This is a genomic window from Acidocella sp. MX-AZ02, from assembly GCF_000306035.1.
Classification (GTDB): domain Bacteria; phylum Pseudomonadota; class Alphaproteobacteria; order Acetobacterales; family Acetobacteraceae; genus Acidocella; species Acidocella facilis.
This window is the reverse complement of record NZ_JH976207.1, coordinates 1422048-1436487: the sequence shown is the minus strand read 5'-3', so window position 1 is coordinate 1436487 and position 14440 is coordinate 1422048. Positions and strand designations below refer to the sequence as shown.

At 64.3% G+C, this 14440-nt stretch carries 16 protein-coding genes; 6 read left to right on the top strand and 10 right to left on the bottom strand.

Going from position 1 to position 14440, the window contains the following annotated elements:
• Positions 1-271 precede the first annotated feature (271 nt).
• The 8 genes from MXAZACID_RS07090 to MXAZACID_RS07055 form a co-directional block, all read right to left on the bottom strand.
• On the bottom strand, positions 272-1081 hold the full coding sequence (locus MXAZACID_RS07090) for an exodeoxyribonuclease III (RefSeq protein ID WP_008493528.1): 810 nt from the start codon (positions 1079-1081) through the stop codon (positions 272-274).
• A gap of 31 nt (positions 1082-1112) precedes the next feature.
• Positions 1113-1673: an outer membrane lipoprotein carrier protein LolA gene (locus tag MXAZACID_RS07085; protein ID WP_008493527.1), complete on the bottom strand. Its 561-nt coding sequence runs from the start codon at positions 1671-1673 to the stop codon at positions 1113-1115.
• 88 nt (positions 1674-1761) lie between these two features.
• The gene (locus tag MXAZACID_RS07080) at positions 1762-2142 is read right to left on the bottom strand and encodes a MarR family transcriptional regulator (protein WP_026439464.1); all 381 of its coding nucleotides are present in this window, start codon (positions 2140-2142) and stop codon (positions 1762-1764) included.
• 363 nt (positions 2143-2505) lie between these two features.
• Complete coding sequence (locus MXAZACID_RS07075; RefSeq protein WP_051060220.1) at positions 2506-3924, bottom strand: M17 family metallopeptidase; 1419 nt, start codon at positions 3922-3924, stop codon at positions 2506-2508.
• A gap of 160 nt (positions 3925-4084) precedes the next feature.
• Positions 4085-4333: a cold shock domain-containing protein gene (locus MXAZACID_RS07070; protein WP_008493524.1), complete on the bottom strand. Its 249-nt coding sequence runs from the start codon at positions 4331-4333 to the stop codon at positions 4085-4087.
• Positions 4334-4529: 196 nt separating this feature from the next.
• A complete protein-coding gene (locus tag MXAZACID_RS07065; protein ID WP_026439467.1) occupies positions 4530-4979 on the bottom strand; it encodes a GcrA family cell cycle regulator in 450 nt (149 codons plus the stop codon).
• Positions 4980-5093: 114 nt separating this feature from the next.
• Positions 5094-5615: an SH3 domain-containing protein gene (locus MXAZACID_RS07060; protein WP_008493520.1), complete on the bottom strand. Its 522-nt coding sequence runs from the start codon at positions 5613-5615 to the stop codon at positions 5094-5096.
• Positions 5597-6352 (bottom strand): molybdopterin-synthase adenylyltransferase MoeB, encoded by a 756-nt coding sequence (locus MXAZACID_RS07055; RefSeq protein ID WP_008493519.1) that lies wholly within the window; start codon positions 6350-6352, stop codon positions 5597-5599. The genes MXAZACID_RS07060 and MXAZACID_RS07055 overlap by 19 nt, the downstream gene beginning before the upstream one ends.
• A 138-nt stretch (positions 6353-6490) precedes the next feature.
• On the opposite strand from MXAZACID_RS07055, the gene MXAZACID_RS07050 reads away from it, so the two are divergent.
• Positions 6491-7906 carry a nitronate monooxygenase family protein gene (locus MXAZACID_RS07050; protein ID WP_008493518.1) on the top strand — a complete coding sequence of 472 codons (1416 nt, stop codon included), beginning with the start codon at positions 6491-6493 and terminating at the stop codon, positions 7904-7906.
• 62 nt (positions 7907-7968) lie between these two features.
• Here the strand turns inward: MXAZACID_RS07050 and MXAZACID_RS20295 are convergent, their stop codons facing one another.
• Positions 7969-8097: a hypothetical protein gene (locus MXAZACID_RS20295; RefSeq protein ID WP_256378774.1), complete on the bottom strand. Its 129-nt coding sequence runs from the start codon at positions 8095-8097 to the stop codon at positions 7969-7971.
• Between the two features lie 16 nt (positions 8098-8113).
• Here MXAZACID_RS20295 and MXAZACID_RS07045 point away from each other — a divergent pair, with 16 nt between their 5' ends.
• Positions 8114-8656, top strand: coding sequence for an NADPH-dependent FMN reductase (locus tag MXAZACID_RS07045; RefSeq protein ID WP_008493517.1), 543 nt, complete (start codon positions 8114-8116; stop codon positions 8654-8656).
• Here MXAZACID_RS07045 and MXAZACID_RS07040 read toward each other — a convergent pair whose 3' ends face one another.
• On the bottom strand, positions 8657-9439 hold the full coding sequence (locus tag MXAZACID_RS07040; RefSeq protein WP_008493516.1) for a helix-turn-helix domain-containing protein: 783 nt from the start codon (positions 9437-9439) through the stop codon (positions 8657-8659). It lies immediately after the preceding gene.
• Positions 9440-9565: 126 nt separating this feature from the next.
• Here MXAZACID_RS07040 and MXAZACID_RS07035 point away from each other — a divergent pair, with 126 nt between their 5' ends.
• The 4 genes from MXAZACID_RS07035 to MXAZACID_RS07020 all read left to right on the top strand — a co-directional run.
• Positions 9566-10768 carry an MFS transporter gene (locus MXAZACID_RS07035; protein ID WP_008493515.1) on the top strand — a complete coding sequence of 401 codons (1203 nt, stop codon included), beginning with the start codon at positions 9566-9568 and terminating at the stop codon, positions 10766-10768.
• Between the two features lie 68 nt (positions 10769-10836).
• Entirely contained in the window at positions 10837-11694 is an 858-nt protein-coding gene (locus MXAZACID_RS07030; protein ID WP_008493514.1) for a division plane positioning ATPase MipZ, read from the top strand.
• A gap of 107 nt (positions 11695-11801) precedes the next feature.
• Positions 11802-12548, top strand: a complete 747-nt coding sequence (gene cobA / locus MXAZACID_RS07025) for a uroporphyrinogen-III C-methyltransferase (RefSeq protein ID WP_240376555.1) — start codon at positions 11802-11804, stop codon at positions 12546-12548.
• Positions 12549-12675: 127 nt separating this feature from the next.
• On the top strand, positions 12676-14440 hold a 1765-nt coding region (locus MXAZACID_RS07020), incomplete at its 3' end, for a methyl-accepting chemotaxis protein (protein ID WP_008493512.1).

Sequence of the window (14440 nt, the reverse complement as noted above, 5' to 3'; positions counted from 1 at the left end):
GCTAGCCGGTCAGCGCGGCAATGCCGATCCCGAGCAGCAGCGCCACCATCATGATGGCCGGCGGCGGCATGAAGCCTTTCATGTCAAACACTCCTTTACCGTCCCGCGAAACCGGTGGCGCCAAGCGCTGTGCAAACGGCCTGCCGCCTATGACGGATTTTTAATGAAACCGCATGCGCGGATTCATCCAGGGAGCCATGCGAGCTTTATCGCAGGGATTGCCCTTGTATGTTGGGCCGCGCGCCGCGTGAATCAACCCGCCGGGCGGGCCTCAGATCCGGTCCAGATCCAAGGTCAGCGCCACCGGCACATGGTCAGAGGGCTGCGCCCAGCTGCGGGCCTCGCGCAGAATCTGGTGGCGGCTCAAGGCCGGTTTCAGATCCGGCGTCACCCATACATGATCCAGCCGGCGGCCGCGGTTGGAGGCGTCCCAATCGCGGTTGCGATAGGACCACCAGGTATATAATTTCTGGTCCTCCGGCACGAAATGCCGGATCGCATCGTAGAAACCCTGCGCCCGCCAGCCATTCAGGGCCGCCACCTCAACCGGGGTGTGACTAACAACGTCCAGTAGCTGCTTATGGCTCCAAACATCATGTTCGAGCGGCGCGATGTTGAGATCGCCGACCAAAATCGCGCGTTGCGGCGGATAGGCCGAAAAATGCCCGGTGGTTTCTGCCAGAAAATCAAGTTTGTGGGCGAATTTCTCGTTCGCCGCGCGGTCCGGCACATCGCCACCGGCGGGAACGTAGAAATTATGGATTGTTAGCGGCCCGCTTGGGGTGGCGATGCTGGCCGAGAGATGCCGGCAATCACTTTTATTGCACCAATCCGGCGTGTTTTCCGCAAGCATCAACGGCAGGCGCGAAAATATGGCGACGCCATTGTAACTTTTCATGCCGCGCTTCAGCACATGCGGAAATCCAATCTCCGCCGCGATCGCCTCTGGAAACAGCTCCTCAGGAACCTTGGTTTCCTGCAGGCAGATCACGTCAGGTTGCAATTGGCCGACGAGCTGGTGCAGATGCGCCTGGCGCAGCCGCAGGGAATTGATGTTCCAGGTGGCGATGGTGAGGGTCATGGGTGATCTCTACAGGCTTTTCACCGCCTGCCTATCCCCCGACCGTGCTGGGCCCGGAGGACGGATTATATTGGAAGAGCGAATCCGGAAACGGTCCGCCCGGCGCGATATCATAGAGATGCACGCTGGTCTGTTTGCCCTGCGCATCGGTGACGATCCAGGATTGCAGCTCAAGCGGGTCGGTCGCGAAACTCAAGGTCAGCGTGCCGGCGGCTTCCTTGCCCTTGCGGACCAGGGAAATATTCACCTGGCCCGGCTGGCGGTTGATGGCGGTGACATACACCCCCGCGGATTCAAGATTGACATGCGGGGCCAGCAGAATGCCAAGCGGGGTGGCGCTGAGCGGGATATTGGTGGTCTGCCCGAGGGCGGGGTCGTGATAGACCAGCAGGCCAAAGCCGGCGACGAGCAGTTGCGGGTCCGGTGGGTCATAGGCGAAGCGCATCTTGCCGGGGCGCTGCAACCAGGCCTTGCCAGTGCGCGTCGCGCCGTCCGCCGCAACTTGCAGGAAGTTGGCGGTCAGCCCCTTCTGGGCGTTCAGATAGGCCTCGATCTGGGCGATAAGGGTCTTATCCGCCGCGGTGAGCGCCAAGGGCGCTGCCTGGGCGGCCAATGGCCACCCGAGCAGCAACCCTGAACAGGCAGCCGCCAGCCCAAGGGCTTGGCGGCGGGAGGGACAATCAGCTCGCCGCGCGGCGGCTGGCGGCCTCGGTTTTGTTCGCAGAGAAAGCATCGGTCATAATATGGCGCGTCTCACGCAGAAAAGCAGCCCCCTTGACGGTGCGCTGCACCAGCACCGAGCGGCGGTCGGACGGGTCGACCTTGCGGCGAACGAAATCGAGCTCGGTCAGCCGGTCGAGCGCGCGGGTGATCGCCGGCTTGGAGACGTTCAGCTCCTGCGCGAGGCCGCGCACGGTATGGCCGCCTTCATTCAGGTAGCAGGTGAGAAACACGCCGAGCTGACGCGCGGAAAGATCCACGCCGTCACGGCGAACCAAGGACACGACCGTGTCTCGTAGAATGCCCACGAGCTGATCGGAAGACAGTTGAGCGGATGCCATTTTATAACTCCATGGAAACAGGCTCATAAAAACCGTTTCAGACGGAAGATTTCGCCGAAGCCGTTTCTAGACTGAACCGTTAGTACACAATAGTATAGGTAAATACAAAATCTCTTCAATATGATTACGAAAAATTCTTTGTCCGTATCACTAACATACTGAAAAGGCGAAATGATCCCTCTGCGGACGAACGATTTGTTTTGTAACGAAGTTTGTTGATTTTGCGAAAAATAAATATTCGCGCTTTATTGCTGAAATTTTACGTTTTGATAAGACAATATGTAAACTTGTTTGTGCGCATCCTATTTTATCGATTCGCGACCGGGATCAAAAATAAGACCCGGCCGCTGCATTTTTCGGACGTCACATGGCGTGGGGACGGCTCAGCCCCTCGATTGCCGCAAGCAAGGCCTGCAGAGTTTGCGCCTCTCCGCCTTCGGGCTTTCCCGGTCTGGTTGCATCGTTCCACGCATAAGTGTCGATGTGCGCCCAATGCGTGTTTTTTGAAATGAAATGTTGCAGGAACAATGCGGCGGTTATCGCGCCGGCCATCGGCTTTGAAGAGATGTTGCACAAATCCGCATAAGGGATCTCCAGCCAGGCGGCATAAGGCGCGTGCAGCGGCAGGCGCCAGAGCGGATCGTTCTCGATGAGTCCAGATTCAAGAATCGTCTGGGCCAGTGCGTCGTCATTGCTGAACAGCGCCGGCAGATCCGGCCCCAGCGCCACGCGCGCCGCCCCGGTGAGGGTGGCGGCGTCGATCAGCCAGTGCGGTTGCGCCCCGCAGGCTTCATGCAGCAGGTCGCACAATACCAGCCGTCCTTCCGCATCCGTATCGCCGACTTCGACGCTGATCCCCGCACGGGTGCGCAGAATATCGGAGGGGCGCATGGCATGGCCGGAGACGCTGTTCTCCACGCAGCCCAGCCGCAACTCCAGCCGGATCGGCAGATCCAGCGCCATGATCGCGCTGGCCAGCCCGAGCATGATCGCCGCCCCGCCCATATCCTTGCGCATCAGCCGCATCGAGCCGCCGGGCTTGAGGTTGTAGCCGCCAGTATCGAAACAAACCCCCTTGCCGCAGAGCGAGACCAGCTTCGCCTCCGTCCCCGCCTGGCTGCCCTGCCAGCGCAGCACCACCACCGCTGGCGCGCGCGCCGAACCGGCACCCACCGCCGCCACGGTCGGGTAGTTGGCCTCCAGCGCCGCACCGGTGATCGCTTCCGCATGGGCGCCGAAATGCTGCGCCACGTCCAGCGCCGCCTGCGCCAGCTCGGTGGGCCCGAGCAGGTTGGGCGGTGTGTTGATCAGCTCGCGCGCCAGCATCATGCTGCCGGCCAGGATGCGCGCGCGTGGCTGCGCCTGGGCGCGCTGGGGGGCCAGCTGGGCGAAATCGGCCTGGCGGGCGCGCTGCGTCTGGTAGCGATAGGCCCCCAGCAGAAAAGCCCGCTCCGCCCGCTCAGGATCGAACCCGCCGGGCTCGATATGCCACAGGCTGCCGGCGGGCAGGGCGGCGGCGGCGGCGCCGAAGCCGATGCTCTCCGGCGCGTTGCCCAGCCCGAGCAAGGCCCCGGCCAGCGCGCCTTGCGCATCCGCGTAAAGCAGCACGCGCCCGGCCTCGCCGGTGAAGCCAAGCAGCCTGGCCTGCGCGGCGGCCTCCGGAAGGGCGGCCAGGCATGCACCCAGCCCCTCCGGGCGTACCGCGTACAAGGGCAGAGACGGGCCAGGCACATGCGCCAGGCCAGAGGGATGGTCGAGGAATTGTAAAGGGGAATATGTCATGCCGGCATGCTAGCGCCGGGGCGGGGGGCCTGTCATCGCGGCAAAGGCGCGGCGCAGCGCGTAAAGATGCTGCCCAGAGATCAAACCGGGCGCGCTCCTGCCAGCGCACCCGGGTCGCGAGAGATCAGCGCAAGGATGGGCGGGTTACCCCGCCCCTTCTTCAGTGCAGCCGTTCGATCCCGATGGCGGCAACGCGGCCCTCGCGCTGCTGCAGAACGAAGCGCACCCGCTCGCCCTCATTCAGCTTGCGCAGGCCGGCATGCTGCACGGCACTGATATGAACGAAAATATCGTTCCCGCCCTCATCCGGGGCAATGAAGCCATAGCCTTTGCCGGGGTTGAACCATCTCACCACGCCGGTCTGAGACTCAGCCTGCGACGAGGATTGGGTGTCTTGCATCGTTTCCATGTGGCGCCTTTCTTTGCCCAGTTTTATTTGCCCGTTCTTTTGGGCTTGGGTCATTTCGCCGGATCGCTCCGGACGAAACAGAATTTAAGCGCATTTGCCAGGATCGATCAATTCCAAAGTTTTTGCTGCATTGCAGCGGATTTTTGAAACGACAACGCCGCCGGCAAGATGCCGGCGGCGTAACGTTCGCAAGGAGTCAGGCCACGTCTTCGCGTTTGTCGCGCACGCGGACATAGGCGATGGCGGCGTGGTCCTCGCAATAGGGCTTTCCGGAAACCGCCGCGGCATTACAAAAGTGAAAACTCGGTTTGCCGGGCTCGCCGATTGGCCAGCAGCACGGGGTGGCGCGGGGCTGCTGCGGTTTCGGCGCTGGCATGATCGCGCGCAGCACCGGCACAGGCTGGCTCACCGAGGCGGAAAGCGGCGGCAAGGTCGGGCCCTGGGTGCGCTTGGGCGCCACCGGGCGCGGCGCGGTCTCGCCGGTGGAGCGGCGGATCGGCGAGGGGCGAGCCGGCAGATTGAGCCGGTGCGCCTTGCCGACCACGGCATTCTTGGAAATATTCAGCCGCCGGCCGATCTCCGCGGTCGACAAACCCTCGGCCCACAAACTCCGCAGCCGCGCAATGCTGTCGTCTGTCCACTCCATTTTGTGGGCCTCCATGCTGTAACTACTAGATACAGTAGAGGTTGCGAGAGGGCGTAGCAATCTCTTGTGACGTTTTCACGAGTCCTTTTCTGTGGAAAACTCAAACTCGCCAGCTCAGGGCTTCACATCCTCGCCCGGAAAGGCGCCCCAGAAATCGCTGCGGGCCAGGTAGCCGGTCTCATATTTGGTGGCAGCCTTGCAGTAATCGCTGGTGGGCGTGCAGCGCAGCAACGCCCCGGACACGCCCTGGGCGAGATAGGCGACCACACCCGCCCCGGCGCTGGGCCCGCTGCGCAAGGCGGCCTTGTCGGCGGTGATATAGAAGCCGCGCTTGGCGCGGATGGTCGCCTCATGTACCCAGCCGGTGCCGCCATCCGGCGCCAGGATCTGCCGCCAGACATTGAATTCGCCGATGATTTCCACCGGCAGCCCGGCGCGCTGATAGACCCAGTTCACCGGATATTGAAAGCCCGGCCCGGCGCGCACATTCACCTCGTCCGAGCGCAGCGAGACAAAGCGCGGCACCGGCAGCCCGGTATTGCTGCCCTTGGCCGGCCCTGGCCCATTGCCGGGGTCCGGGGCGGCGGCGCAGAGCAGCGGGGCCAACAGCAGCACGATCAGCCGCAAACGGGGCATTCCGGGTCCTTTCTCAGTTTTACCTTGCGGAATTCCGCCGCCAGCGCGTCCCATACCAGCAAGAAGCCGGAAAGCGATTGGCCGATGAAGGTGATCTCCTTGATCACCTCGGTTGCCTGCAGCGTGCCCATCACCCCGGTCACCGCGCCCAGCACCCCGGCCTCGGAGCAGGGCGGCACCAGCCCCTCGGGCGGCGGCTCAGGATAGAGGCAGCGATAGCAGGGCCCGCCTGTATGCGGCTTGAAGGTTGAAATCTGCCCCTCAAACCGCAGCACCGCAGCGGAGACCAGGGTCTTCTTCGCCGCCACGCAGGCATCGGCCACCAGAAACCGGCTGGTGAAATTATCCGTGCCATCGCAGATCAGGTCGTAATCCCCGAGCAGCCGGCCGACATTCCGTGCATCGAGCTTTTCCCGGTGCTGCACGACCCGCACCAGCGGGTTGATCCGCGCCAGCGACTCGGCGGCACTCTCCACCTTGGCCCGGCCGAGATCCGCCACGCCGTGCGCCACCTGGCGCTGCAGGTTGGAGAGCTCGACCACATCCGGGTCGACCAGCCCGATCGTGCCGATCCCCGCCGCCGCCAGATACAGCCCCAAGGGCGAGCCCAGCCCGCCAGCGCCGACGATGAGCACCTTCGCCGCCTTCAACCTGGCCTGGCCGGTGCCGCCCAGCTCGCGCAGCAAGATATGCCGCGAATAGCGCTGGATTTCCGCTTCCGAGAAATTCAAATCCATGGGCGGGCTTATATTATGCTTCCGCGCGTGGGACCAAACTCGCAAAACCACTTCACGTGGTGTGTCAATCTGGTAATAAGGAGTGATGTATATGGTGTTCCGGCAAGAGCACGCCCCGGCTGTGAGGTTTTCAAAGCGATGACGGTGATTAACCCCATCCGTATGGGTGGCATGGATATTCTTCCCCTGGTCGAGGGCGGCAAGGGCGTTTCCGCGTCCAACGGCATCAGCGCCGGGCATTGGGCGCTGGCCGGCGGCGTTGGCACCTTCTCCGCCGTGAATGCCGATAGTTTTGACGACCAGGGCCGCATCATCCCGCAGATCTATAAGGGCCGCACCCGCCGGGACCGGCATGAGGAGTTGATCCAGTTCGCCATCGATGGCGGGGTGGAGCAGGCCCGGCGCGCCTGGGAGATTTCCGGCGGCAAGGGCCGCATCCACGCCAATATCCTGTGGGAGATGGGCGGGGCGGAGCGCGTCATCAACGGCATTCTGGAGCGCACCAAGGGCATCGTCAGCGGCATCACCTGCGGCGCGGGCATGCCCTACCGGCTGTCGGACATCGCCGCCAAATTCAACGTGCATTACTACCCCATTGTCTCCTCCGGCCGCGCCTTCGCGGCGCTGTGGAAGCGCGCCTACTCCAAGGCGGCGGATCTTCTGGGCGGGGTGGTCTATGAGGATCCCTGGCTGGCAGGCGGCCATAACGGCCTTTCCAACTCCGAGGACCCGGAGAAGCCCGAGAGCCCCTATCCCCGCCTGGTCGCGCTGCGCAAGGTGATGCGCGATTTCGGCCTGCACGAAACCCCGATCATCATGGCCGGCGGCGTCTGGGCCCTGGATGAGTGGAAGGATTACATCAATAATCCCGAAATCGGGCCGATCGCCTTCCAGTTCGGCACCCGCCCGCTGCTGACCAAGGAAAGCCCGATCCCGCAGAGCTGGAAGGAGCGCCTGTTCAAGCTGAAGCCCGGTGATGTCTTCCTCAACCGCTTCTCGCCGACCGGATTCTACTCCTCCGCCGTGAATAATGATTTCATGCGCGAGCTGCGCGCCCGCAGCGACCGTCAGGTGGCCTACAGCCCCGAGGCGGTGGGTGAGCATGTGGTGGAATATGGTGTCGGCGCGCGCAAGCGGCCGGTCTATCTCACCGCACCTGATTATGCCCGCGCCAAGGCCTGGGAGGATGAGGGCTTCACCGAGGCGCTGCGCACCCCGGATTCGACGCTGATCTTCGTCGCCCCGGAGAAGGCGGCGGAAATCCATGAGGACCAGGTGGCCTGCATGGGCTGCCTCAGCCAGTGCCGCTTCTCCAACTGGTCCCAGCATGAGCCGACCTTCGATAACGGCAAGAAGGCCGACCCGCGCAGCTTCTGCATCCAGAAGACGCTGCAGAACATCGCCCACGCGGCGGAGGGTGACGAGGCGGCGATGGATAACAACCTGATGTTCGCCGGCCATAACGCCCATCGCTTCGGCTCGGACCCGTTCTATTCCAACGGCTTCATCCCCTCGGTGAAGCAGCTGGTGGAACGTCTCCTTACCGGCAAATGACTTGGAAAAGCCGCCCAACAGGGCGGCTTTTTTATTTGCAAAATTTTTTGTGCCGCTTTTTTTCAAAAAAGCGGCGAAGAGGTTGGGGCGTGTGCAACGCCGTTGCCACCACCCCAGACGTTTTGCAGCCCTTTTTGAAAAAAGGGCTGCACCCCAAAAACTTTTGAAATATTTTCCAATCTCAGCGTCATAAAGGATGAGGTCCTCATGAAAATTCTCGGCATTTCCGGCAGCCTGCGCACCGGTTCCTGGAACACCAGCGCCCTGCACGCCGCAGCCGAATTGCTGCCGGAGCATCACCTCGGCATCGCCGAAATTGGCGATCTGCCGCTGATGAACCAGGACCTCGAAAAAGACGGCACTTTTCCCCCGGAAGTCGAGCGCCTGCGCCAGGAGATCCGCGGCGCCGATGCCATCCTCTTCGCCACCCCGGAATATAACGCCTCCATCCCCGCGCCGCTGAAAAACGCCATCGACTGGGGCTCGCGCGGCGGCAATGTCTGGGCCGGCAAGCCCGCCGCCATCATCGGCGTTTCCCCGGGCGCGCTGGGCACCGCCCGCGGCCAGTACCCGCTGCGCCAGACTTTGGGCGTGCTCAACCTGCATCTGCTCGGCCAGCCGGAGGTTTTCATCGGCGGCGCCGGCGCGAAATTCCAGGACGGCAAACTCACTGACGAACCTACCCGCGCCTTCCTGGCGAAAATGCTGGAGGCATTCATCACCTTCGCGGCGAAAGTGAACCAGGCCTGATCACCCCGCCCCCCTCGCCAGATAATGGCGTGGCGGCACCCCCAGGCAGCGCTTGAACATGGCGGTGAAGGCGGCCGGATTGTCATAGCCCAGCTCCAGCGCCACGCTGGTGACACTCTGCCCGGCGGCCAGCCGGGGCAGGGCGGCATGCAGGCAGGCCTGCTGGCGCCAGGCGGCGAAGCTCAAACCCGTCTCGTGGCGAAACAGCCGGGTGAAGCTGCGCCGGCTCACCCCCAACGCCGCCGCCCAGTCCTCGATCGTCGCATGCGGCGTCGGCGCGCTCAGAAATCCCTGGCAGCGCGCCAGCAAAGCCGGGTGGCGCACCGGCATCGGCAAACCCAAGGGCAGGGCGGGCAGGTGCCGCAGCTCATGCAGCAGCAGACTCATCAACGCCCCGGCCCGGCTATCCTGGTCATACTCCGCCGGCAGCTCCAGCGCCTCGCGCATCAGCCCCTGCACGAAAGGCGGGATCGCCATCACCTGGCAATCGGCCGGCATGGAGGTGATCGCCTCCGGCTCCAGATACAGGCTGCGAATCTGCACCTGGCCCAGCATCCGCACCGCATGGTCGGTGCCCGCCGGCAACCAGATGCCCTGCTGCGGCGGGATCATCCAACTCCCGCCCTTGGTGGTGACAATCACCGTCCCCGCCGCGCCGAACAAAAGCTGGTGGCGCCGGTGCCGGTGCATGGGAATGGCAAACCCATCGACATAATTTGTGCCCAGCGCCAGCAAGGGCCGCGCGACATCGTCAAGAAGTTCAACCCGGCTATTCCAGACCATGGCCCACTCGCGTAAATTTTCGGCCCGCCTGCGGTTGTGGGCCTGCCATCCTTCCCTTAAGTCTCATCCCTCTCACACGCAATAATATGTCGCCGCGAAACGCGAGCGGCACGGGGATGCAAAGCTATGAGTGACGTCATCAGCGCGCCGCAGCGCCCAGCCGGCACCGCCAGCACGGTGCTGGGCGCGGTCAGTGTCTGCCATTTTCTGAATGATCTGGTGCAATCGCTGCTGCCGGCGATCTACCCGATCCTGAAAGGCGGCTTCAACCTGAATTTCGGCCAGATCGGCGCGTTGACGCTGACCTACCAGATCACCGCCTCGCTGCTGCAGCCGCTCGTCGGGCTGTTCACGGACAAAAAGCCGCTACCCTTTTCGCTCCCGGTCGGCATGGCCTTCTCGATGTCCGGCCTGCTCACCCTGGCCTACGCGCCCGGCTATGGCATTCTGCTGCTGGGGGCGAGCCTGATGGGCGTCGGCTCCTCCATCTTCCACCCGGAAGCCTCGCGCATCGCGCGCCTGGCCTCGGGCGGGCGGCATGGGCTGGCGCAATCAGTGTTCCAGGTCGGCGGCAATTTCGGCCAGTCGATCGGCCCGCTGCTCGCCGCCTTCATCATCCTGCCGCATGGCCGCGCCAGCCTGGCCTGGTTCGCCCTGGTGGCGCTCGGGGCGATCGTGCTGCTCACCGGCCTTGGCCAATGGTACCGTACCCAGGGCCATGCCAAACGCGCGCCACGCCGCGCCGCCAGCGCCCCGGCGCTGCCCCGCCAGCAGGTGATCACCGCCCTGGTCGTGCTGCTGGCGCTGATGTTCTCGAAATTCTTCTACATCGCCAGCTTCACCTCTTATTATATCTTCTATCTGATGCAGCGCTTTCATCTGGGGGTGCAGGAAGCGCAGGTGGATCTGTTCATCTTCATGGCGGCCGCCGCCATCGGCACTGTCATCGGCGGCCCGGTGGGTGACAAAATCGGCCGCAAGCTCGTCATCTGGGGCTCGATCCTGGGTGTCGCCCCCTTCGCGCTGGCGCTGCCTTATGTCGGGCTCAATCTTACCCTGCTGCTCAGCGTCATCATCGGGCTGGTGCTCTCCTCCGCCTTCTCCTCCATCGTCGTCTATGCGCAGGAGCTGATGCCCGGGCGGATCGGCGCCGTCTCCGGCCTGTTCTTCGGCCTCGCCTTCGGCATGGGCGGCATCGGGGCGGCGGTGCTGGGCACGCTGGCGGACGCCATCGGCATCGTGAAGGTTTATGAAATCTGTGCCTTTCTGCCTTTGATCGGCCTCGCCGCCGCGTTCCTGCCGCATACGGGCGCTAAACACGCCGCATGAATCATTGGGGCGACTCGCGGGACTCGGCTATCCTGCGGGCCGGTTCAGCGGCGTGAAGGAGCAGAGGCATGACGGAGCAGGCGGCGAGAAAACCGTATTTCATCGTGCTCGGCAACGAGAAAGGCGGGTGCGGCAAGTCCACCACCTCGGTGCATGTCATCGTCTCGCTGCTGCGCGACGGCTATAAGGTCGGCGCCATGGATCTCGACGCCCGCCAGGGCACGCTGGCCGGCACGCTGGCCGCGCGCCAGGCCTTCGTCGAGGCCAAGGGCATTGCGCTGCCGCTGCCCGAATTCCGCCCGGTGCCGCGCTCGGAAGCCGATACCCGCGCCGAGATCGAGGAAGAAGAACGCAATAATTTCGACGAAGGCGTGGCCTCTCTGGTCGAGGCCGGCGCCGAGATCATCGTCGTCGACTGCCCGGGCACCGACAACTACCTCTCCCGCTACGGCCATTCCTTCGCGGACACGCTGATCACCCCGATCAATGACAGCTTCGTGGATTTCTCCATGCTGGCGAAGGTGGATGCGGATAATCACGACATCATCAAGCCCAGCATCTATTCCGAGATGGTCTGGGAAGCCCGCAAAACCCGCTTCAACCGCGACAAGGGCAAGATCGACTGGATCGTGATGCGCAACCGCCTGGCGGCGGTGGAGGCGCGCAACAAGCGCGATGTCGGCGAGACGCTGGAAACCCTGGCCAAGCGCATCGGCTTTCGCACGCTGAAGGGCTTTGGCGAGCGCGTGATCTTCCGTGAGCTGTACCTGCAAGGGCTGACGCTGATGGATGTGAAGGAAGCCAATATCGGCATCGCTTTGGGCCTCTCCCACATCGCGGCACGCAACGAGGTGCGCTCGGTCATCGGCGCGATCAAGCTGCCGCCGCCGCGCAAACCCGAGCCGCAAGCCGAGCTGGTCGCCTAAAAAATCCCCTAAAAAAGTAAAAGTTTTTGGTGCAGCTTTTTTCAAAAAGCTGCAAAAACCTTGGTTTTTTGGCAAAGACCGGCAACCCCCTTGCCAGCCCGCGCCCGATGTCCGAAGAGCGGCTCTCCGATGAGAGCCCCGACATGACACGCATATTCCTGGCCGGCGCCGGCCCGGGCGATCCCGATTTGCTGACGATGAAAACCGCCCGGCTGCTGCGCGAGGCGGAGGTGGTGCTGCATGACAGCCTGGTCGGCCCCGGCATATTGGCGCTGATCAATCCGGATGCCGAGCTGGTCGATGTCGGCAAACGCTGCGGCCGCGCCTCCGCCCCGCAGGCGGAAATCTGCCGGCTGCTGGTGGAATATGCCCAAACCGGCCGGAAGGTGGTGCGGCTGAAAGGCGGCGACCCGGTGATTTTCGGCCGCCTGACCGAGGAGATGGAGGCGCTGCGCGCCGCCGGCTTCAGCTTCGAGGTGGTGCCCGGCATCACCGCCGCCTCCGCCGCCGCCGCCGGGCTGGAGCTCTCCCTCACCCAGCGCCGCATCGCCCGCTCTTTGCACATCATCACCGGCCACGGCGCGGATGCCGGGTTGCCGGCGCATGATTGGGGCGCTTTGGCGCGCGCCGGTGGCAGCTTCGCCATCTATATGGGCAGCAAGCATCTGCCCGGCCTCGTCGAGAAATTGCTGGATGCCGGCATGGCCCCGGAGCTGCCGGCGCTTGCGGTGGAATCCGCCAGCCTGCCGGCGCAGCGCGTGCTGCGCGCGACATTGGCCAGCCTCGCCGGCGCGGTGGCGCGCGCCGCGCCCAGCGGCCCGGTTCTGGTGCTGGTCGGCGAGGCGCTGGGCTGACACGTCGCCCCGGGCGCCAAAGGTCGGCAACCGAACCTTAAGTTTCATTCATTATCACCGCCCCAAGCGCCCTTCGCGGGTGCCGCCGGGGCGGAGGTCCCGGCCGTTCCATTCCCGAGGGGCCGATATGAAGAACCAGCCGATCATCGTTAAATTCCTTGCCGTGCTCGGCGTGTTGGGGCTGGTCGCCCTTATCGCCACCGGCTTCGTCGCCACGCAGATCCGCACGGTCGCCGACCGGGGCGGGCAGATCAACGCCACGAGCATGCAGGCGGCTTTGGATGTCGCCAATGCCAACGGCGCCTTGCAGCGCCAGCACGCCGCGCTGGAATGGCTGCTGATCACGTTGGGCGCTGACGTCGACGCGCAGGCCAGCAAGGAAATCACCGACGCACGCGCGGTCTTCGACAATTCCATGACCCAGGCCGCTAACCTGGTTCCGGCGCAGGCCGATGCTCTGAACCAGCTGCGCCAACGTGGCGATGCCGCCTTTGATGCCAGCTGCGCCAAAGCGGAGCAGATGGGCAATGCCTCCACCACGCTGGCAGGTAACGAGGCGGCGCAGACAGAATTCAACCAGAATTGCGCCAGCGTCTTCCCGCCTTTGGCCCAGGACTTGCGGGCGGAACGCGATCAACTGACGCAGCTGGCAACCACGCAGCTGGACGCTGTGCAGCGCGGCGCCGCTTATACGATGTGGACGTCGCTCATCGGCATCGTGCTGGCCCTCGCCGCCGTGGCCATCGGCTCCTATTTCGCCATCGCCGCCTGGGTCTCCAACCCGCTGACCCGCCTGCGTGACGCGATGGCGCGCCTCTCCGGTGGGGATCTCGCGGCCGAGGTGCCGGAGATGGGCCGCAAGGACGAGGTCGGGCAGATGGCCGGCGCCGTCATGGTCTTCAAGCAGGCCGGGCTGGAGAAGCAGCGTGTCGAGGAAGAGGCGCGCCGCACCGCCGCCACCGCCGAGGCCGAACGCGCCCAGGCCGCCGCCGCCCGCGAACAGGCCGCCGCGATGCTGGCGAAGGTGGTGGAAAGCCTGGCCGATGGGCTGGAGCGCCTCTCCGTGGGCGACCTGATGTTCCGGATCGATCAGCAATTCTCCGACGAATATGAAAAACTGCGGACCGATTTCAACAAGGCGGTGGCGACGCTGCAGCAGACCATGCAGCAGATTGCCGCCAACGCCCAGGGCGTGCGCGCCAGCGCCGGCGAGATCACCCAAAGCTCGGACGACCTCGCCCGCCGCACCGAGCAGCAGGCCGCCAGCCTGGAAGAAACCGCCGCGGCGCTGGAAGAGATCACCGCCACCGTGCGTAAATCCTCCGAAGGCGCCAACGAGGCCCGCGGTGTGGTGAACGAGGCGAAACTGGATGCCGAGCGCTCCGGGCTGGTGGTCGGCGAGACCGTCACCGCGATGGGCGGGATCGAGGAATCCTCCAAGAAGATTTCCAACATCATCGGCGTCATCGACGAAATCGCCTTCCAGACCAATCTGCTGGCGCTGAATGCCGGGGTCGAGGCGGCGCGTGCCGGCGATGCCGGGCGGGGCTTCGCCGTGGTCGCCACCGAGGTGCGGGCCCTGGCCCAGCGCTCGGCCGATGCGGCGAAGGAGATCAAGACCCTGATCAACGCCTCCGGCGCGCAGGTTCAGGTCGGGGTGCGGCTGGTGAATGAAACCGGCCAGGCGCTTACCCGCATCGTCGAACAGGTGGCGCGGCTGAATGTGTTGGTGACCGATATCGCCGGCTCCGCCCAGGAACAGGCGACAGGCCTGGCCGAGGTGAACAGCGCGGTCAACCAGATGGACCAGGTGACGCAGCAAAATGCCGCGATGGTCGAGGAAAGCACCGCCGCCAGCCACTCCCTCGCCGCCGAGGCGGACGAGCTGGCCC

What these genes read in the sequence shown, in the direction of transcription:
- MXAZACID_RS07090 (WP_008493528.1), bottom strand. Translation starts at nt 1,081, where the DNA reads ATGACCCTCACCATCGCCACCTGGAACATCAATTCCCTGCGGCTGCGC.
- MXAZACID_RS07080 (WP_026439464.1), bottom strand. Translation starts at nt 2,142, where the DNA reads ATGGCATCCGCTCAACTGTCTTCCGATCAGCTCGTGGGCATTCTACGA.
- MXAZACID_RS07075 (WP_051060220.1), bottom strand. Translation starts at nt 3,924, where the DNA reads ATGACATATTCCCCTTTACAATTCCTCGACCATCCCTCTGGCCTGGCG.
- MXAZACID_RS07070 (WP_008493524.1), bottom strand. Translation starts at nt 4,333, where the DNA reads ATGGAAACGATGCAAGACACCCAATCCTCGTCGCAGGCTGAGTCTCAG.
- MXAZACID_RS07065 (WP_026439467.1), bottom strand. Translation starts at nt 4,979, where the DNA reads ATGGAGTGGACAGACGACAGCATTGCGCGGCTGCGGAGTTTGTGGGCC.
- MXAZACID_RS07060 (WP_008493520.1), bottom strand. Translation starts at nt 5,615, where the DNA reads ATGCCCCGTTTGCGGCTGATCGTGCTGCTGTTGGCCCCGCTGCTCTGC.
- MXAZACID_RS07055 (WP_008493519.1), bottom strand. Translation starts at nt 6,352, where the DNA reads ATGGATTTGAATTTCTCGGAAGCGGAAATCCAGCGCTATTCGCGGCAT.
- MXAZACID_RS07050 (WP_008493518.1), top strand. Translation starts at nt 6,491, where the DNA reads ATGACGGTGATTAACCCCATCCGTATGGGTGGCATGGATATTCTTCCC.
- MXAZACID_RS20295 (WP_256378774.1), bottom strand. Translation starts at nt 8,097, where the DNA reads ATGACGCTGAGATTGGAAAATATTTCAAAAGTTTTTGGGGTGCAGCCC.
- MXAZACID_RS07045 (WP_008493517.1), top strand. Translation starts at nt 8,114, where the DNA reads ATGAAAATTCTCGGCATTTCCGGCAGCCTGCGCACCGGTTCCTGGAAC.
- MXAZACID_RS07040 (WP_008493516.1), bottom strand. Translation starts at nt 9,439, where the DNA reads ATGGTCTGGAATAGCCGGGTTGAACTTCTTGACGATGTCGCGCGGCCC.
- MXAZACID_RS07035 (WP_008493515.1), top strand. Translation starts at nt 9,566, where the DNA reads ATGAGTGACGTCATCAGCGCGCCGCAGCGCCCAGCCGGCACCGCCAGC.
- MXAZACID_RS07030 (WP_008493514.1), top strand. Translation starts at nt 10,837, where the DNA reads ATGACGGAGCAGGCGGCGAGAAAACCGTATTTCATCGTGCTCGGCAAC.
- cobA (WP_240376555.1), top strand. Translation starts at nt 11,802, where the DNA reads ATGTCCGAAGAGCGGCTCTCCGATGAGAGCCCCGACATGACACGCATA.